Below are 19,623 nucleotides of genomic sequence, written 5' to 3' on the forward strand. Positions count from 1 at the left end.
ACGAGGTTTCGCCGTGCAAATCGTAATGTTCCTGGTACCGGTGATGCTCATACTGGTGGCCCTGGGCATCGTTCTGTTTTCATGGGCGGTCAAGAACGGTCAGTACGATGATCTCGAAGGCCCCGCCCATCGGATTCTTTACGATGACGACAAGGACATGATCCCGGACGACGCTCGCACCGATAAACCGGCTGCCGAAGAACAAACCCCTGAACAAGTATCGGAGGCCAGCAAGGCCGCCAATCCGGATGAGGATAACTCCCAGAAAGGATGAATCCGGAACTCTACCTCAGTTATCCGAGCGCCTTCCTGATCGGACTGCTTGGCAGTACGCACTGCCTCGGAATGTGCGGCGGTATCAGCGCGTCCCTGTCAATGGCGCTTCCCGTGGGCCGGGGTTTCCGGTTCCGGCAAACCGTCATGCTTCTGGCTTTCAACTTCGGACGAATCGGCAGCTATGTGCTGATCGCCACCCTGGTCGCGCTGGCCAGTACATCGGCCGCCAGCCAGTGGGCCTCTGCGGGCCTCGTGCTTCGCACCCTGGCGGGGCTTCTGCTGATCTTCATGGGGCTTTCCATGGGGCAATGGTGGCAGGGGATCCGATACGTTGAACGGGTAGGCGCGCCAATCTGGGCACGACTCTCACCCATGACCCGCCGCTTACTGCCGGTGAACCACGGCGGCCAGGCACTTGCACTGGGAGCGCTATGGGGCTGGCTGCCCTGCGGGTTAGTTTACAGCACGCTGGGGTGGGCAGCACTGCAGCCCACGGTGGGCTCCGCAGCGCTGACCATGCTGTTTTTCGGGCTTGGCACCCTGCCCTCGATGCTGGCCACGGGGTTCGCAGCCAATTGGATTCGCGGCTTGCAGAGCCACCGGTTATTTCGCAAAGTCACCGGCGGCCTGCTGATCCTGTTCGGCCTCTGGACGCTGCCTTTTCTGCATCTGGCCAGACACTAGCCGGCTAGATGTTCAGTACATCCAAACGCCCGAAGTCTGTTTGTGCCTCGGGTTCCGCCGTATGAACGGCCTGGCGCTTGCCACCGAGGCGCTTGCCTTCCTTGAAATCATACAGATTGGTATCTGCCAGGTGCGAGGGCTCCACATTGCACATGGCGCGGAACATGGTCTCCAGCCGACCGGGGTGCTGCTTATCCCAGGCCTGGAACATGTCTTTTATCACCTGGCGCTGAAGATTCTCCTGGGAACCGCACAGGTTGCAGGGAATGATGGGGAACTGCCGCAGCCCCGCATAACGGGCGATATCTTTTTCCCGGCTGTAGGCCAGCGGCCGGATAACCGTATTGCGGCCATCGTCGCTGTGCAGAACCGGAGGCATCGACTTGAGCTTGCCGCCATAGAACATGTTCAGGAACAGGGTTTCCAGCAGATCGTCCCTGTGGTGACCAAGGGCTATCTTGGTAACCCCGTGCTCCTCCGCAAAATTATAGAGAATTCCACGACGTAGCCGGCTGCACAGACCGCAGGTAGTCTTCCCTTCCGGCACTTTTTCCTTAACAATACTGTAGGTGTCCTTCTCGATGATGTGATACTCGATACCCATGGAGGACAGGTATTCGGGCAACACCTCTTCCGGAAATCCGGGCTGTTTCTGATCAAGGTTGACGGCTATCAGCTCGAACGAAACCGGGGCGCTCTTCTGCAGGTTGAGCAGAATATCGAGCATGGCGTAAGAGTCCTTGCCGCCGCTGAGGCAGCACATGACTTTATCGCCGGCTTCAATCATCGAGAAATCGGCAATCGCCTGCCCGACTTCGCGGCGCAGACGTTTCTGCAGCTTGTTCAACTCCAGCTTCTGGCGGCGCTCCCGCTCTGGGTTGAGGGACTGTTCGGAACTGGCGATCATTGCTTCGGACATACACACTACGTTCATAGGGCAAATGGACGTGCGATTATACGCGTCACATGGATTCAGGGACAGGATACCGACATGGATATGTTGCAATCGAGCGAAGAGGTCGCAGGCAAACGGGAACAGAACCGGATTCGGAACCGCGGAGCGATCCTGCATGCCGCACGGGAATGTTTCAGGGAGCGGGGCTATGAGAACTCAACCATCCGTGACATCGTCCGGCGCACGGGTCTTGCCGCCGGCACTTTCTACAATTATTTCTCCAGCAAGCAGGACATTTTCGCCGCTCTGCTCACCGACTTCCTGACCAATCTGAATGACAATCTCACCCGCCACCGGCGCGCAGCGAATAACACCGAAGATTTTATCCACTACGCCTATCTGGCACTTTTCACCGCGACTGCCAGGGATCCGCTGGTTTATGAGCTGGCGCACCGCAATGATCGCGCGCTTCGGGAACTGTTCGGTTCGGATATTCTTGGTCTGACCATGCTCTCTCTGGAAGACGACGTTCGAGAGGCTATGGAGCGAGGCCTGCTTCCCCGAATCGATCATGAGTACCTGTGCGCCGCTTTTTTCGGGGTCGCCTACGAGACCAGCCTGACGCTCGCACGACGCGCGCACAGAACCCCGGAGTCAGCAGATGCCGAAGCTTTGAGGGCAACGCGGTTTTCGAGCGCTCTGTTCATCGGCGGCCTCCCGAGGTTGGCGGAACTTCCCTGATGACCGGGAGTGCCCTAACATGGGTTCTATGACAGACCGCCATTCTCCAACGCGCTCCGCTTACCCCGGAGCAGTAAATGAAGACGACTGCCTGGAACAACAGATTCAGCATCTTCTGGTGGCCGTTGAGCACGAGCTCCGGTCGGCACCGGCAGGCATGAACGAATTATCGCTGATCAAGGCCCTTCAGAAACCGCCGTGGGAACTGCTTGGAGACGTTGTGTTCAGCGAACCGGAAAAGCTCTACCCGGTTCACTTCCTTCTGTTCCATGTGCTCTACCGCCTGCGGGACCAGTTGTCTGAGGCCGGCGAGAGCCTCACAATCTCGCCTCTTAATATTCGCATCGAGGCGCAGACGGTAGTCGGTGGCGAGGGTGTTCCCGACAGTGTCGACACACTCCGCCATTTCTATCTGGACCTGTCCCAGTACCGTCTGCCCGAGGAAGCAATCCAACAGATGATGAATGATTTCTGGGCAGGTTCGCCTGGCCAGGCGCCTGCGCAAGCCGAAGCGAAGGCGGCGGCGGAAGTACTTGGATTCCAGGCCGTTCCCGGGGATTTTCCAACGGTCAAGAAGCGTTTCCGCCGGGCCGTGATGCACGCCCATCCAGACCGCGGCGGCAAGACCGAAACCATTCAGCATCTCAATCAGGCCTTTGCGGTACTGAAAGCCCATTTTCGGCATAGCATCTGACCGGTCCGCTCCAACTGAGCCAGGACACAGAAACACAGGAGACGATATGCAGCTTAAAGCATTCCTGAAATCTTCCATGATCGTCACTTTGATGGCGACTGGCACCGCAGCGCGCGCAGATCTCGTTGTCCTGCAGTACCATCATGTCAGTGATTCAACGCCGCCCGCCACCAGTACGTCTGTGTCTCTTTTCGAGGGCCAGCTGGATATGATCTCGGATTTGGAGCTGGAGGTTGTGGATCTGCACAAAGGCACAGAAGCAACACTGGCCGGTACCGATGGGCAAGGTAATCGCATCGCGATTACCTTCGACGATGCCTATGACTCCGTCTACCATACCGCGGCGCCACTTCTGGCCGAAAAGGCCTACCCCTATACCATTTTTGTAAACACCGAAGCCGTTGGCCGAAACGGCTATATGACCTGGGATCAGATTCGGGAACTGGCCGAGCGTCCGGGCGTTACCATTGCCAACCACAGCGCAGACCATGGACACCTTGCCCGAAAGCCAAACGAGAGCGAAAGCGACTGGCAGGCCCGGGTTACTAACAGCCTCGATTCGGCCCAGGAATCCCTTGAAGAGGAGCTGGATTCGCCTGCACCAATGTTCGCTTACCCGTACGGAGAGTTTGACCAGGCACTGGAACGCAAAATTGCCGAGCGAGGCTGGTATGGTTTTGGCCAGCAATCCGGAGCCATCGGACAACAAACAGAGAAAACCCGGCTGCCTCGCTTTCCGATGGCGAACGCCTATGGTCAGTTAGGGAACCTTGAGAACAAGCTACGCAGTAAAGCCTTCCCTGTTAATACCGGAGAGCTGCCAGATGGCGTGATCTCCGAGAATCCGCCCACATTGGTTTTCCCGCTCGTGGACCCCATTGATGCCAACCGACTGACATGCTTTGCGTCCGGTCAGGGACGAATCGACTTTGATGTCATCGACGGCAATGTGGAAGTGAAAGCCCCTGAGGCCTTTAACAGCCGGCGGTTCCGCTATAACTGCACGCACCCTGTCGGTGATGGCAGCTACTACTGGCTGTCCCAGCAGTGGCTGGATCTGAGTAAGCCGGAGGACTGACGCCTCACTCCTCCAACTGCATCAGGCCAATCTCACCATGACTGACATGGGGGATTTTCCGGGGGCCGGTACTGGTTTCGGTAACAGTCTGGCCCTTCAAATCTTCCTCCCTGGTAAAAACGACCAGCCAACGCTCTCCCTGGCGGGGGAATGCAGGTACCCAGGCCTCCAGGTAGCCGCGTCGGTGCCAGTTCTCCGGGGTAAAATCCATGACCAGGTCTGTCACCAGCCTTAACGGCGCCATCGTCTCATCCAGAAATACCAGGGAGGGCACAAACACGCCGTCCCTGGCGTAGGAGCGCAGGCGGATGACCAGACTTGCCTGCTCGTCGGGGTCGGGAAGTGCAATCAGTTGGTAGGGACTGGTTCCGGTGAGAAACGGATGGGTTGCTGAATCCTCACCAAGGGTAACGCCGAACTCCCTTCCTGATTGCCACCCTTGCCGACTTTGAACATCCAGTGACTCGCAGCAGGTGGCTGAAAATCGGGCAAAGAAGTTATCGGTTGGAGCCTCAATGCCGAGTATGGCAAAGGCGTCGGGGTCAAAACCCTCCACCGGCGTCTGGTCTGCCCGATTCGGCCCGGCATGGTACACGCTGGCTTCGGTAATCTGGACCGGCGGCTCAACCAGCCCTTTTTCAACGTCAGAGCGGGTATCCGGCTGGTAATAGCTAACCCGGACATTGCCTTCAGCATCGCGCCAGGTGAAATAGGGCTGCCTCTCCCCGGGTCGAACGTAGCCGTCCTTCTCAAGCTCGGTAGCATCAGGGTAGTTTTCAAGGGTGTACTCGGTTTCCTCCCCCAGCCCTGACTCGGAGCTGGCCGGATTTCCGGACCGCTCTGGCTCTGCCTTTACCTCCGGATCGAGCTGCTCACTAGCGCTCGAATCAGAGTCCCTACTCCCTGCTCTGGCAATGGGGGAATATCGCACCCTGCCCTGTTCGTCGACCCAGGTAAAATAGCCTTCCCGCTCCGAAACCGTGGAGCCACCTATCTGGCAGCCTCCGAGAAGCGCTGCCAGAAAGAGAAACAAGGCTGATTTACCTACAGAGCCGTTAATCACTGCGAATGACTACCCTTCGGTTAGTGGCATCACTCAGAATTTGGTCCGGAAACTGAGGCCTGCCATGACAACCCTGAGCGACGTCTTGATATCGAGACCCGCATACGGGTTGTAGATAATATTGGTGATGTTGTCGCAGTTTACGTTACAGCTGGTGTCGGCGGGAATCGACTCTACCGAGTGAAGGTAGCTGAGATTCATGTCAATTTCTGTGTCTTTGTCCCACTGGTAGCCCATACCGATGCTGTACAGGTTTGCCCCACCGAAGGGAGCCATTACCTGTCGCTGATCATCCGGGATAACGGAATCCCGTATCTCTACCCCGGCTCGCAGGTCCAGACGGGAAGACGCGTGAAACTCCATGCCGAACGCCCAGTTCCACTGACTCTTGAAACCGAGCGGCAACCTCAGGGTATTGGGCGTGGCATTGTCCGGGGACAGAATCCGGGCCGCATTGAGAAACTCCAGATTACGGTCAAACCGGAAAACGAAAGCATCCCACTGTTTGTAATCGGTCCAGCCAATGTCGGCATTGAGGGTCAGTTTCGGATGCACGTCAACACTGATGCCGGTCTGGAAATGCTGGGGATACACCAGATCCATACTGACGTTCCCGGATTCCTTGGGCGCGCCGGACGGCAGGCTCAGGATCGCCGAGGTGATGGCTCCGAGGACTGATCCGTTCACGCTTTGCCAGAAGCCGGACCAGTCGTCGGTGTACTGGATCTCGAAGGTGCCCTTCATATTCATTTCGGCTTCCGAGGTGTAGCTCGCACCCCAGCTGAACCAGTCTGTCGGCTCCCACATGACACCCAGAGCATAGGTCGGGGACAGGGTTTCCTGAACATTGATGTTCAGTGCGCCAATGTCGTCCCAGGGGCCAACATTACCACCGCAAAGCGCCAGCCAGGGCTGGAGCGGCTCATCACCACTCTCACAGTTGAAGGCGTCCTGCAGGACTTCAGCCACCCCGAGCAACAGGTTCGGCGCGCGCATGTACTGATCCGCCGCGATCCCCATATGGGACAGGTGTATGCCGGCTCCCACCGACCAATCGTCATTGATCTCGTAACCCACCGTTGGTGACAGGTAGGTGGTGCGCTGCAGCGCCGTGGCCTGGGGCTGATAGCGACCGGGGTCGTCCTTGTCGCGGTAGAAACCGGCCGCCAGCGGCAGGTAGAAGGCATTACCGAAGGTCAGCTTGGAGCCCGGCGGGTTGATGCTGATCCCCGCTGAGGGTGCCAGGGCCGGTCCCGGAGGCGCACGCAGAATTCCGTAGCCGGGCAAATACAGCGCCACGTTGTTGGTATGGCTGTGGGTATTGGCAACCGGATCCCGTTGCTTCCCCGTTTGCGGGTCAATCTCAAGCCCGTCGATGCCGAAAATCTCATAGCCTTCTGGCGCTGTGAAATCCGCGTCAATGTCCAGATAGACGCTCATCAGGTTCACTTCCAGCTGACGCCCGTCCAGTTTTGTCAGGCCCGCAGGATTGTAGTGAATCGCCATGATCCCCGGAGGATCGGCGGTCACGGCGTTGCCGAGCGCCAACGCCTTGGGATGAATGGTCAGGTTCTGCGCCAGCTGGGCCTGCGCGCCACAGGAGATGGTCGTGGCGATCAGGGCCGCGAGAATCTGACGGTTGTGGCTTTTCTGTCCCATGAAATCCTTCCCTTCCCGTAGATCGTCAACGACACCAATCACTCTTTGAGTCCGGAGAAGTTAATGGGCAGGGAGACCCCCAGGGAGAAGTCCGGTGCGTCCTCGGTAAGGCCAATACCCAGGCTGGTATTCACAATCGTTGTATCGCTGACACGGGTACCCAGTGACATGCTCAGGAATCCGGTCATCTGGTCCTGTGCAACAGCCTGGTCGCCATTGGAGAAGGTGAGAATGGTTTCATCGCTGTAACTGAGCTGGGCCGAAATGCTCAATGAAATGTCGTAAGACAGGGAATAGGCGAAACCAGCCGAGCCGGACAGTCCGAAACCGGGATCTACTTCTTCCAGCAGGCGTGCGCCTCGCACCTGCTGCAGGTTTTCTGCCGGCAGGTTATAGGTGGCACTGACAGAACCGAAAACCACCACTGGATCGAGAACCTTCGAAAGACTGGCTCCACCCCCGATGGAGTAGTATCCGCTGCCAGTAGACAGCTGCTCGTTGATATCGATCTCATAGGGGCTGACACCGGTCTTGGTGGACAGGGTTCCGAACAGGGTTGTCGACATCTTGCCCGGGACGTAGGCAAACGGCTGCCAGCGCCCGGTAAAGGAAATATCGCCAAAATCGTAAACGTTTAACTCGTCCTGGGTATCATATTTGACCACCAACGGAATCCGGGTACCCACCGTGAGGTTGTCCAAAAGGCCGTAATCGTAGGAAAAGGAATTCGTGAAGCTGTGGGTTGCCGATGGCACCACGTCCAGATTTCTAACTGATCCATTGGTGATGGCCAGATCCAGCCGCTGGTCTGCGGTATAGGAATAGTCGAATGAATAGTTCAGGGAATGGGAGCCCTTCTTCTGCAACGAGTAGTTCTTCTCTGCAGCCTGGAACACCTCCTCAAGCTGCTGTGAAGCGTCCTCGTCTCCCTCCTGTTTGGCCAGCGCTTCCCGCGCCTGATCCACACTTCCTTCCTGCGCCAGGGCCATGCCCGGAAGCAGACCTGCCGTGGAAACAAGGATAAAACCTCGCACAAACCAACGATTCATCCTGACTCCCTTATTTTATTTGTAGTGTTCCTGACCGGGGGATTGCCCGGTGAATTAGTTTCGACGGTAGTGCAACTGCTTTCGGGTGTTCTCTACACTGCCGTCGGGATTGTTTTTCTGGCGTTCCAGCAGATTCTGGATCCGCCTCTGGGTGGACTCGTGAAACGCCGGTATCCGTTCCAGCGCCAGAAGTGTCATTGTCTGGTCATCCACAAAACGAAGGTCTTCCTCCTTCAGCTCGAGGTTGTCCAGCGGCTTGTCACTGCCCGGAAAGACAATGAAGAGCACGTTGTCATCCCACTTCTCCTCGAACTGGGCGAGGGTGAAAGAGATGTTGCCTACTGAAGGATCGGCCAGGTAGGCGCGCCCGTCGCGGATCGTTCGTAACACAACGAAATGTTTGAAGCCCGCGTGATGGATAGGCACGATTGCCGGGTGATCAAGGTCCTTGAGGTCATCAATGGTGGCCCGGAAGCCACCTGATGGATAGCCGAGTGCGGTAACCAGTCGCTTCATGTCGAGCATGGAAAACGCGCGTCGCTCAACAATGCGCTCGCTTTCGCCGTAATGCAGCAACCCCTCCATGACCTGTCGTTCTGACAAAGTCCGGCCGAGGTAGAAATTCAGTACGGTGGTCAGCGCGGCACTACCGCAGCTGTAGTCATAGGCCTGACGCACGATGTTCCGGAATTTCTGCTCAACCAGCGGCTCGACCCTGACGTCGGACCTCAGCTCAACCGGACTGGAATCCACATCCTGCTCGATAACGATCTGGCCCTTCTCGAAAGGCTCCACCACGGTGGCTTCCTGCACCATGGTGAATGTAAGAATGGATCCGGCGAGCACCAGCAGCATGTCAGACGAAGTCCCTGTTTTTATTGGCCACGTTATAAATCGGGTTACATGTTGTTACGGTAAGATACCGAAAAGCCTGCGCCCTGAAAGATAACTGTGCCTCAAATCTGTCGCTGCAGGAGGGGCCTTGCGAGGTGGATTTGAGAACTGGTTCAAGGCGCTGATCGAAGAAGCCTCGAGGGTTGACTCAACGGGCCAAAAGGGGGTATCAACACCAGTCCTGACACTCAAATTCCTGATGTAGATCCTGATGACAACAACTCTGAACCCGGGACAGATCACCTTTATCACTGCCAAGAACCAGAGCCCGGTGTCCCCACCCGCACTACTTCCAAGAGAGAAGTTCAACGATCTTCTGCATGGCCTCGAGCCGGTGAGTCTGCTCCTGGTTCATGCACCGGCCGGGTATGGCAAAACCACCACCATTGCCGAGCGACTGGCCAGCCTTGAGGCACGTTCAGCGTGGTTCCGCCTGGAAGCCAGTGACAACGCCCCGGGCCGTTTTGCCGGGTACCTGGCCAATGCCCTTGCCAGCGCCACCGAGGGGAGCTGCCAACCGGTTTTGGAAAGACTCCAGACCGAAGGCTATGACAGCCTCGAATCTTTCCTGACTGACCTACTCGCCGCCCTGCCCCAGGATGACGAGCCGCTCTACCTGGTGCTCGATGATTATCACCTGATCAGCAACGGCGAAATCCATGAAGCGCTACGCTTTCTTCTGCGGCATCTGCCAGGGTATCTGACTCTGGTTCTCATCAGCCGAACGATGCCGCCGGTGGGAGTAGCCCAGCTCCGTATGCAGGGGCGTCTCACTGAAATAACCAGCCGGGCCCTCGGTTTTGAAGCGGACGAAGCCCAGCAGTATCTCCAGAGCCGGCTGCCCTTTGAGATTGCGCGTGAAGATATTGAGCGGGCGGTCCGCCGGGTTGAAGGCTGGATCTCCGCCCTGCAATTGCTAGCCGCTTCATCCGCCACCAGTCTCGAATTCAGCGAGTTTGTCGATCAGCTGGAACACGGCAACCAAAATATCTTCGATTACTTCGATGAGCTGGTGGGCAACGACCTGAGCGAACAGCAAAGGCGGTTTCTCATGCGCACGAGCATCCTCGACCGTTTTAATGCGGGAATGGTAATGCGGGTCATGGACGACGCCGACGGCCAGGCACTGCTCAGCAGCCTGCTGTCCATGGGACTGTTCATAACCCCCGTGGATAACTCAGCGCTCTGGTTCCGGTACCATCCGCTATTCTCGGTTTATCTGCGCCATCTGCTCACCTGCACCACTCGCGAGAACCAGAGAGACCTCAATCAACGGGCCGCCGACGCCTGGCTTGAACTGGACCATGCGGAGGAGGCTGCCAAACACGCCATTGCTGCGGAAGATCCCGAGCGAATTACCCGCGTGCTCTCCATCCACGGGCGCAAATTCTTTACCGAAGGTCAGTTTCACCTGCTTCAACGCTGCCTGGACACGCTGCCACAGGAAATCATCGCCGAGGATCCCACGCTGACTCTGCTTAGGGCGTGGGTTGCCCAGGGGCAGTACAAGTTTGATGAAGTCGAAAACTGGCTCTCAGCAGCGGAAGCCCGTCTGAGGGCATCCCTGAACGAGGACACGCAGCGCGCCGTTCACGGCGAATTCAGTGCCATTCGCGCCCAGGTGGCGATGAATTATGGCGACGGCGAACGCGCCCTGACGCTTGCCCGCGAAGCCATCGAACAGGAAGCGCGCTTCCTGCCCACTTCCAGAGTTGCTGCCGCCTCGGTCATTGGTGAGGCGCTGTTTGTGCGCGGAGAACTTGAGGAAGCCCTGGCCCGAATGCAGGATACAGAGCATCTCGCCCGGGCCCATCAGGCCCACCAGAACGTGATCTGGGCGCTCTGCCAGCAAAGCGAAATCAGTGTCGCCATGGGTCTCCTGCAAAAGGCCTACAACATTCAGGAACGTGCTTTCCAATACGCGGAAGATAACCAGCTGAACCACCTGCCGATCCTGGAATTCCTCTTCCGTATTCGCAGCCAGATCATGTGGGAGTGGCACCATCTGGAAAGCGCCGAGCGGTGTGCACTTCAGGGCATCGAAATTCTTGAAGCCCAGGGAGAACGCTGGTATGTCCAGAGTTACACCTCCCTGGCCAAGGTTGCCCAGGCACGGGGCCGACAGAGCCTGTGTGCGGATTACATCGCCAAGATTCAGAAAATGCTGGCAGCCGAAGACTACCACCTGGATTGGGTAGCCAATGCGCAGGCCACCATGCTGTCATACTGGGATGCAGTTCGGGATCACGACTCTATTCAGCGTTGGCTCACAATTGCACCGCACTGCGATCCGGTGAAGGCCACTAACCATTTTAATCAGTGCAACGGCCGCAACCAGGCCCGGGCGTTAATCAGCCTCGGCCAATACGAACTGGCACAACCACTCCTCGAGGAGCTGACCGCGGTAGCGCGGGAGTTTGGCCTTAAAACAGACCTGAATCGCAATCACATTGCCCTCGCCTACCTTTACTGGCAACTGGATGAACGCGAACAGGCTCTCGATCACATGAAAACGGCGCTGGAACTGGCAAGTACCACCGGTGCTGTGGGCAGCTTCCTGCGGTTGGGCAAGGAGCTGATTGTTCTGCTCAAGGCGCTGATCAACGATGAAGCCATTGAAGGTATGGAACTGCAGCGGGCAGAGCGTCTGATTCAGCTAGCCCAGCAACAGCGGGACTTCAGCCGCGCCATCCGGATCTCGCTGGATGAAGCCATCATCCAGGACATCATCGACCGGCCGGATGTGCCAGAACTGATCCGAACCTCTCCTCTTACCCGCCGCGAATGGCAGATTCTCAGCCTGATACATGCCGGACTATCCAATGACCAGATTGCGGAGCACCTGAAAGTGGCCTCGACAACAGTCAAGACACACATCCGCAGCCTTTATCAGAAACAAAACATCAGCCATCGTTCAGAGGCCATCGAACTGGCCAAAGACCTACTGAGCAAGATCCAGGGAGACTAGTGTCGGGCCTGACTACATCGAGAAAACCACACCAAGAAGCAGATAACTGACCAATGTCACCACCACAATGCCCATCAGATTGAGGGCAAATCCGGCTCTGATCATATCGCTGATCTGCATATGGCCGCTGGAGAACACGATGGCATTGGGTGGAGTGGCCACAGGCATCATGAAGGCGCAGCTGGCCGCGATGGCGGCAGGCACTGTCAACAGCAATGGTGACACTCCCTGACTGAGGGCCAGTGCTCCCAACAAGGGCAGAAACGCCGCTGCCGTTGCCGTATTGCTGGTCACTTCCGTCAGAAAGATGATGATGCCCGCCACCAGCACAATCATAACCAGTGTTGGCAAAGCGCCGGCGACACCCAGGCTCTGGGCGATCCATTCAGCAAGACCTGAACTGCTGATCACGCCGGCCATGGCCAGCCCGCCACCGAACAGCAGCAGCACACCCCAGGGAATCCCCTTCGCGGTCTCCCAGTCGAGAACGAATTCTCGGCTGCGGGTATTGACGGGTATGAGGAACATGGCAATGGCCGCGGCAATGGCGATGCCGGTGTCACTCAGCCAGGGCATGAGGTTCTCGGACAACAACGGTCTGAAGATCCAGGCGGTGGCCGTGATCAAAAACACCAGGGCCACGAGTTTTTCCCCTTTTCCCAGTGGCCCCAGGGCATCAAGCTCCTCGCGTATCGCCTCACCACCGCCTGCGGTACTACCCAATCCGAAGTCGCGACGAGTCAGCCACCACCACGCAAGGACCAGCATGACGACCGTGACCGGAACCCCCAGCAGCATCCATTGGGCAAAGCCCACGGAAATACCCTGGTTTTCGCTCAGGTAGGCCGCCAGCAAGGCATTTGGCGGTGTGCCAATCAGCGTGGCAATGCCCCCGATACTGGCGGAATAGGCAATAGCAAGCAGGAGGGCTGTGGCGTAACGCCGAATGCCCTCGGGATTATCATTGCTGTCCATCATTGCCACCACCGACAGACCTATCGGCAACATCATGATGGCCGTTGCGGTATTACTGACCCACATGCTCAGAAAAGCCGTTGCCAGCATGAATCCGGCAATCTGCCTGCGGGGTTTGCTGCCCACGGCCTTCAGCGTCAACAGTGCGATCCGCCGATGCAGGTTCCATCGCTGCATGGCAAGCCCTAGCGTAAATCCCCCAAGGAACAGGAAGATGATCGGATTCGCATAGGGCTCTGTGGCTTCACCAACCGTGCCAAGCCCGAGCGCCGGGACCAGAACGATTGGCAGCAAAGCTGTGGCCGGAATCGGAATGGCCTCGGTGGACCACCAGGTCGCCATTAGCAGCATCAGGCCGAGGGCGGCCCAGGCTTCCGCCGCCATGGTTTCGGGGGGTGGAAGAAGGATGGTTGCCAAAAGAAACGCGGCGCCGAGGATCAGCCCGATCACCTGGCTGCGGGGCAAGCCCCGGGGTTGGTTGTCAGCGCTGAGCTCTTCGGACATACCATTTTGTTCCGTTATTTAGACTCTCAAAATTTGCGGGCAAGAAAAACGTCAGAACTTCCGAAGCTGGCGATCATGCAACCGCCCAAGCAGGATAAGAGCCAGGATCGCGCCGGACAACGCCCAGGCCATATCCGACTGGGTATCCCAAACATACCCCTGGGTGCCCAGAAAAGCCTCAGCGGCTTCGTCGCTGAGCAAGGCCACCCACCACTCGATCAACTCATAGAAGGCGCTCAATGCCAGACAGAAACAGACGATGAAAAATGCGGCCCAACGGGGGCCGGAGAATACGTCGAATCGAATGACCAGTTCCCTGGCGACCATTGCCGGTATAAAACCCTGCGCCAGGTGGCCGAGCTTGTCGTAATTATTGCGCTGCCAATCAAACCAGTCCCGAAACCAGTCAAACAGAGGCACTTCCGCATAGGTATAGTGCCCTCCAACCATCAGGATGACGGCATGGATCAGAATCAGGAAATAGACCAGCGGCGTCAGCGGATAACGGAAGAAACACCAGACAACCAGTGCAAATCCGATGACCGCGGGCAGAACCTCAAGTACCCAGGTTGCCCGATCCATCGGCCCGATGGCAGACCAGACAAAGACTGCAAGAAAGACAACCACCCAGACTGCGGGCGCAAATCGTTGGTTCATAGGTTTCCTTTTGTCCGAAACTACCCAGACGCCCCGGCGCGCAGGAAGTGGCCGTATCCAGGTTCCCTGCCCAATGCAGGTTCCACCTCACCATCCGTTACTGCAGCTCGGCCGTTGATCAACACCTCTCTGACACATCCAGGCATCCGGTTCACCATTCGCTCCAGCCCGAAGTTTTCCATTTCGGCCCATTCGACCTGTTCCAGATCCTGATCAAGGCCACGGGGGTCCAGTACCGTTATATCAGCCCGGTCTCCTTCCCTTATATGACCCGCATCAACCCCCAGCCAATCTGCCTGCTCGCCCGTCAGCCTGTGCACGGCACGCTCCAGGGACATAACTGGCTCACCGTCTTCATGGCTTTCACGGACCAGCTTGAGAAACCGTAACGGCAGATTGTAAAAAGCCATATTCCGGATGTGGGCACCGGCATCGGAAAAGGTGATGAGGGCGCCGGGGTTGGTAACCATTTTCCGGAGCCGATCCTTTCTGTGATTGCCTACCGTGGTAAACCAGCGCAATGAGCGGCCATGGGCGACCACCATGTCGAGGAAGAAATCGACCACATGGATGCCGCGATCAGCCGCCAGTTCAGCGAAGTTGCGACCAACCACGCTTTTATCCGGGCAGTCGAGAATCACGGCATCACCGAAATCCCTCTGCCACACCCGGGGCGACAGCTTTTCCTTGTAGAATTTCCTGAACTTCCGTCGGTACTGTTCGTCTTTCAGGAGCTCGTTGCGCTCGAGTTGATCGCGAATATCTAGGGCCATCTCACCGGCACCGAATTCCTCGAACAACACGATATCCATACCGTCGGCATAAACGGTGAACGGCGTGGGCAACAGCTGCCAGCGAAAGTTGCCGCCAAAGCTGTTGGCCAGCCACCCCACCAGGCTTGCCATGGGTTTTACCGTGGGATTGCCTTTCAAATCAATCATGGCAATCAGGGTGGTTTTCAGGGGCTTTCTCAACCAACCCAGGGTCTCTTTCAAATACTGGGTAACCTGAAGAGGATTCGCCGCATTGGGTGCGCCCTGGTGCACCCGCCCGTAACGGCGCAGAAGGGCATTCAGACGGCTGACCTCCCGCCATCGGGCATAAGTGCTCGGCAGGCTCTTGGACCACTCACGGTCACCATCTACCTTGTCCCATTTCAGGCACATGGTAGAAAGCCCGAGGAATCCTTCCTGTAGCGCCTCCTCCAGCAATGCTTCCATTTTCCGCTGTTCTTCCGCAGTCGGCGTCACGCCTCGGTCGGTAGCCCGATGCAGCCCCATGACTGCCGTCCGCAGATCACTGTGACCGAGAAAGCTGATGACATTGGGCCCCAGTGGGTGCTGGTCCATGAACTCCACCCACTCTTTGGGTGTCTTCCAGGACTTGTGCTGTCGCAGTATGGGCAGCACCTTTGCCCTCGGCACGGTCTCCACCCGGGTAAAAATATCCGAGGCGTCTTCCGGATCGGCACAGACCATGCTCAGCGAACAGCTGCCGATAAGCACTGTGGTGACACCGTGACGCACAGATTCAGACAGAGAGGGCGCTACCAGCAACTCAGCATCGTAGTGGGTATGGGTATCGAGAAATCCCGGCGTTACCCAGCAACCGCTGGCGTCGATCGTGCGAGTGGCCAGACCGGTGTCAGGCTGTTCATCAAATATCCGGGCAATCCGGCCTTCTTTGATGCCCACGTGGGCTATGCGGGAGGGACCGCCGGTACCATCGAAATAACGACCACCGACAATCAGAGTATCGAACTGGTTCACCTCGCCAGGCTCCTTTTTGTTGTTTTATGTCGTCAGTCTAGCCAGCAGAACGTGATATGTCCTCTCATTTTAGTGGGCGGGCCCTGCAATATGGGCCATTAACGAACCCTGATCCTGCTGCCGTCTTCAAGTTGGCGATCAGGGTGGCGCACCACTCTATCCGAGTCTGCCAGCCCCTCCTGAATCACCGTTTGAAATCCATTGGTGCGCCCTACCGACACGTTGGTCAGGACCGCCCTGTCATCGACCACGCGGAACACCTGATGCTGCCCGTCACCGATGAAGATCGCGGATTCCGGAAGCTGCAGGACATTGTCTGACTGCCATAGCAGAAATTCGGCATCCACACGGTAACCGTCACCGAGGCTCTGCCAGGCTTCGGGGGAACTGGTAATGTCCGCAACCACCTGAACCCGCCTTTCCTCGACCCCCAGGGCCGACACGTCTTCAAAGCCCACCGGCTCAACCCGCCGGACTCTGGCATCAAGACTGCCCCCGCCCCACCCAGTCAATCGCACACTTACCCCAGGGCTAAGCTTGACCGCATCGAAACTGAGCACGTCCACGACCACTTCCAGTGCGCCGGGATCACCCAACTCAAGGATGGGCTCACCCGCCTGGATGACGCCTTCACTCTTGCGGGCAACGCCCAGCACAGAACCATTGACCGGCGACCGGACAGGCACTCTCTCCACGTTGCCATTGCCGGTCTCCCGGGCCGCCGATACCTCCAGACGAGTCCTTGCTGCGGCCAGCTCATGGGCCATCACCTCCTCATCAAAACGGGCCGACCGAAGGATTGCCTGGGCCCGGTCTGCGGCCGCCCGGGCCTGCTGTAACCGTTCATCGGACACGAAGTGGTCATCGCTGAGAGCCTTCAATCGCGACAGCTCGCGGATTGCCAGATCGGCTTCCGCCTCGGCTGCCGCCACTTTCTGGCGCGTTGAATTCAGAGCGGAACGAGCTGATTGCACTTTTGCTTCCGCTTCAGCCCGACTTCTGGCATCCAGGGTACTTGCCGGCATCGGATCCACTTCGGTAAGCAGCTCGCCTGGTATAACGGCATCCCCCACTTCCAGAGGTACCCGATGCAGGTAGCCCGCCACCGGGGATGACACCACGTAACGATCGCGGACCCGTGTTCTGCCCTCTTCCTTGATGGTGATTTCCAGGGGACCACGGCTCACGGACGCCAGATCGACCCACACGGGCTCCGGACGGACCGTATACACCAGTGCCGCCAGGGCGAGCAGCGCAAATACGCCCCAGAACAGCCATTTTCCAGAAAACCCTTTTACCGTCATGATATTCACTCACCCCCTGCTTCCAGATGCTTTTATTCCCGGGTTTTCAGCACAGCAACCAGATCCAGCGCTTTCAGGCGCCACCACGCAATCACTCCGGACGCCATCGCTGACACCACCACGACCAGCGCTGAAATTGCCAGCGTCTGGCTGGTGATGGTCAGAGGTACCCGGTAGAGCTCTGTCTGCATGGCCGTAACAATGGCCAATGCCAGTCCCTGCCCGATCAACCAACCCAGCGGCACACCCAGCATGATCAGCAACGCCACCTCGCCGAGCAGTATGTGCGCAACTTCGTTATGGGTGTACCCCAGCACCCGGAGACTGGCCAGTTCTCTACCCTTTTCGGCCAGGGATATCCTGATGGTATTGTAAACAACACCGAATGCGATGATGCCGCCCATCAGGCTGTTGAAGAAAGTGAACGTCAGGAAGGTCTTGGCCAGGGTGTCATAGAAGCTGTCCAGCATGGCCTGGCGAATGCTGAGCCCCAGAACACCGGGCGTTTCCCTCAGACTGTCATAGATCTCGCCGGCTCTTTCCGGATCAAGGTTAATCATGGCCTGATTGATCAGGGGGCCGTCGCCCAGAGCCCGGTTGAGAGCATCCAGGTTCATGTAGGCACCCACACCGAGAAATTCACTCGTAATGCCTGCAACAGGGACCTGGATTGTCCGTCGGTCACCCTCCAGCACTTCCAGTTGGACAATCTCCCCGGGAGTAACGCCCAGCTCTTGGGCGAGAAAATCCGTCAGCAACAAGCCTTCCTTTGGCAACTGGACCCGCGCCAGATTGCTGTCCACAACGAACTGGAGTCTTGCATCCGAGGGGATGCCGGTTACGGCGCTGCGCCACTGACGGTGACCAAACGTGAGCCGCGCCGGCACCAGTCGTTTTCCCTCGACATAGAGAATACCGGGCTGTCGCTGAAGCGTGTAAATAGCGGAGCTGTTGACCGGATCTATGAACGCCGCCGCCAGATCCTGTTGCTGCACCCGCGCAAACTGGGTGTGAACCATCAGGGACACGGAATCAAACTGAAAATTGCCCACCATCACGATGGCGGTTGCCATCGCAATGCCACTTATTGAGAGCAGGGTTCGACCGGGACGTCGATCCAGCTGACGCACAATCATTCTCGACGGCTGAGAGAAGCGAATACCGGAGAGCAGCTTCTCGGCACCGGCAATCCGGTACCTCGCCGGCCCCTCCGGTCTCATGGCCTCGGCCGGGGGCAAGGCCGCGGCTTGACGAATTGCCCGCCAGGCCCCTGCCCAGGCCACCAGTATCGTCAACAGGCCAAGCAACACCAACCAACCCGGATGAATACGGAACAACAGCCCCGGAAACCGGTAGTAATCCATGTAGAGCTCCGCCAGCCCCCGACCTAGCCAAAATCCAAGAGCGAGCCCCACGGCCAGACCAATCACCGCAATCAGTATCACCAGTTTGCTGTAGTGCCAGGCAATCTGTCGGTTGCCGTATCCAAAGGCCTTGAGCACCGCGATGATATCCCGCTGGGTACTGATTAAACGGCTGATGACGACATGCAGAAGAAACATGGCGACCGACATGAAAATCAGGGGAAACACCGTCGCCATGGTCTTCAACTGGTCCAGTTCGTCACTGAGGAACCTGTGCGAGAACTGATGCTCCCTGCCATAGGCGCCTGTCGCCCCGTACCTGGCCAGGGACCGATCCAGATGATCAATCACTGTGGCATCCGACATGTTGGATCGCAGGGTCACCACAAGGCTGTTGAAAGCCCCGACCATATCAAACCCCGCAGCCAGCGCTTCCCTGTTCATCCACAGCACGCCATAACGCTCATAGTCCGGCAGCATCCCCCCCGGAGGAATCACATAAATAAACTCAGGCGATTCGACAATACCGGTCAGGACCAGCGACTGGCGCCTGCCATTGATGATGCCCGTAAACCGGTCACCGGGGGACAGATCGTGGGCTTCGGCAAAGCTTCCGATGGCCACGACCTCCTGGTTGCGTCCCGCCATCGGCAGTCGTCCCTCACGGATGAAAAGCCGGTTGATATCAGGTTGCGTGTTCGGTGGCAGTGACACCAGGCGGGCCGACACGGGATCCGTATATCCGGGCATCTCAAGCTTGGCGATGCCCTCAACCCGGCCTTCGGCGCGGGCCACCCCGGGGATCTTCGAAATCTCCTGCAGGACATGACGCGGGGCACGTTTGACGGCTGCAAACACTTCGGCAAACCGGTGCTGCTCGTAGTACTGCGCGCGCGTCTCCACAAGAGAGGAATAGTTCAGAACGGACATGACACACACGGCTACACCACCGGCGATCACCAGAGCGATGGCCACCACCTGGCCACGCAATTGCCAGAGTTCGCGCCGCAGTTTGATGTTGAGTGCGTTTCTGCCCATCAACTTACCTG

The 19,623-nt window shown here is 57.8% G+C and carries 16 protein-coding genes; 6 read left to right on the forward strand and 10 right to left on the reverse strand.

Annotated features, from left to right (window positions below; genetic code table 11):
• The first annotated feature begins 13 nt into the window (after positions 1-13).
• Together ccoS and WA411_RS07735 are read left to right on the forward strand one after the other, a co-directional pair.
• Complete coding sequence (ccoS, locus tag WA411_RS07730; RefSeq protein WP_069183354.1) at positions 14-274, forward strand: cbb3-type cytochrome oxidase assembly protein CcoS; 261 nt, start codon at positions 14-16, stop codon at positions 272-274.
• Positions 271-960 carry a sulfite exporter TauE/SafE family protein gene (locus WA411_RS07735; RefSeq protein WP_291907201.1) on the forward strand — a complete coding sequence of 230 codons (690 nt, stop codon included), beginning with the start codon at positions 271-273 and terminating at the stop codon, positions 958-960. Before ccoS ends, WA411_RS07735 begins: the two co-directional genes overlap by 4 nt.
• 4 nt (positions 961-964) lie before the next feature.
• Here WA411_RS07735 and ttcA read toward each other — a convergent pair whose 3' ends face one another.
• Positions 965-1,879 (reverse strand): tRNA 2-thiocytidine(32) synthetase TtcA, encoded by a 915-nt coding sequence (gene ttcA, locus WA411_RS07740; RefSeq protein WP_136631821.1) that lies wholly within the window; start codon positions 1,877-1,879, stop codon positions 965-967.
• A 72-nt stretch (positions 1,880-1,951) separates the two neighbouring features.
• On the opposite strand from ttcA, the gene WA411_RS07745 reads away from it, so the two are divergent.
• From WA411_RS07745 to WA411_RS07755, 3 genes are read left to right on the forward strand one after another with little or no spacing between them, the layout of a single operon-like run.
• A complete protein-coding gene (locus tag WA411_RS07745; protein ID WP_291907198.1) occupies positions 1,952-2,596 on the forward strand; it encodes a TetR/AcrR family transcriptional regulator in 645 nt (214 codons plus the stop codon).
• A 28-nt stretch (positions 2,597-2,624) separates the two neighbouring features.
• Positions 2,625-3,290: a DNA-J related domain-containing protein gene (locus WA411_RS07750; RefSeq protein ID WP_370686242.1), complete on the forward strand. Its 666-nt coding sequence runs from the start codon at positions 2,625-2,627 to the stop codon at positions 3,288-3,290.
• A 46-nt stretch (positions 3,291-3,336) separates the two neighbouring features.
• The gene (locus tag WA411_RS07755) at positions 3,337-4,368 is read left to right on the forward strand and encodes a polysaccharide deacetylase family protein (RefSeq protein WP_291907192.1); all 1,032 of its coding nucleotides are present in this window, start codon (positions 3,337-3,339) and stop codon (positions 4,366-4,368) included.
• A 4-nt stretch (positions 4,369-4,372) separates the two neighbouring features.
• Here the strand turns inward: WA411_RS07755 and WA411_RS07760 are convergent, their stop codons facing one another.
• The 4 genes from WA411_RS07760 to WA411_RS07775 all read right to left on the reverse strand — a co-directional run bounded on the left by WA411_RS07760 (position 4,373) and on the right by WA411_RS07775 (position 8,994).
• A complete protein-coding gene (locus WA411_RS07760) occupies positions 4,373-5,401 on the reverse strand; it encodes a MalM family protein (protein WP_083231774.1) in 1,029 nt (342 codons plus the stop codon).
• 63 nt (positions 5,402-5,464) lie between these two features.
• On the reverse strand, positions 5,465-7,090 hold the full coding sequence (locus tag WA411_RS07765) for an OmpP1/FadL family transporter (protein ID WP_069183690.1): 1,626 nt from the start codon (positions 7,088-7,090) through the stop codon (positions 5,465-5,467).
• Positions 7,091-7,128: 38 nt separating this feature from the next.
• A complete protein-coding gene (locus WA411_RS07770; protein WP_069183349.1) occupies positions 7,129-8,139 on the reverse strand; it encodes a flagellar protein FilC in 1,011 nt (336 codons plus the stop codon).
• A 54-nt stretch (positions 8,140-8,193) separates the two neighbouring features.
• Positions 8,194-8,994: a C39 family peptidase gene (locus WA411_RS07775; RefSeq protein ID WP_053112284.1), complete on the reverse strand. Its 801-nt coding sequence runs from the start codon at positions 8,992-8,994 to the stop codon at positions 8,194-8,196.
• A gap of 250 nt (positions 8,995-9,244) precedes the next feature.
• On the opposite strand from WA411_RS07775, the gene malT reads away from it, so the two are divergent.
• Entirely contained in the window at positions 9,245-12,001 is a 2,757-nt protein-coding gene (gene malT, locus WA411_RS07780) for an HTH-type transcriptional regulator MalT (protein WP_291907186.1), read from the forward strand.
• Between the two features lie 12 nt (positions 12,002-12,013).
• On the opposite strand, the gene WA411_RS07785 is transcribed toward malT, so the two are convergent.
• The 5 genes from WA411_RS07785 to WA411_RS07805 all read right to left on the reverse strand — a co-directional run bounded on the left by WA411_RS07785 (position 12,014) and on the right by WA411_RS07805 (position 19,612).
• Positions 12,014-13,480, reverse strand: coding sequence for an SLC13 family permease (locus WA411_RS07785; RefSeq protein ID WP_291907183.1), 1,467 nt, complete (start codon positions 13,478-13,480; stop codon positions 12,014-12,016).
• Between the two features lie 51 nt (positions 13,481-13,531).
• Positions 13,532-14,137, reverse strand: coding sequence for a DUF2238 domain-containing protein (locus WA411_RS07790; RefSeq protein ID WP_291907179.1), 606 nt, complete (start codon positions 14,135-14,137; stop codon positions 13,532-13,534).
• A 20-nt stretch (positions 14,138-14,157) separates the two neighbouring features.
• Positions 14,158-15,906 (reverse strand): N-acyl-D-amino-acid deacylase family protein, encoded by a 1,749-nt coding sequence (locus WA411_RS07795; protein ID WP_291907178.1) that lies wholly within the window; start codon positions 15,904-15,906, stop codon positions 14,158-14,160.
• 98 nt (positions 15,907-16,004) lie between these two features.
• Positions 16,005-17,210 (reverse strand): efflux RND transporter periplasmic adaptor subunit, encoded by a 1,206-nt coding sequence (locus WA411_RS07800; RefSeq protein WP_153634392.1) that lies wholly within the window; start codon positions 17,208-17,210, stop codon positions 16,005-16,007.
• A 32-nt stretch (positions 17,211-17,242) separates the two neighbouring features.
• Positions 17,243-19,612, reverse strand: a complete 2,370-nt coding sequence (locus WA411_RS07805; protein WP_291907175.1) for an ABC transporter permease — start codon at positions 19,610-19,612, stop codon at positions 17,243-17,245.
• Positions 19,613-19,623 lie beyond the last annotated feature (11 nt).

It is taken from the genome of Marinobacter sp. CH_CUG1437-1 (assembly GCF_037029655.1).
GTDB classification, from domain to species: Bacteria; Pseudomonadota; Gammaproteobacteria; order Pseudomonadales; family Oleiphilaceae; genus Marinobacter; species Marinobacter salsuginis.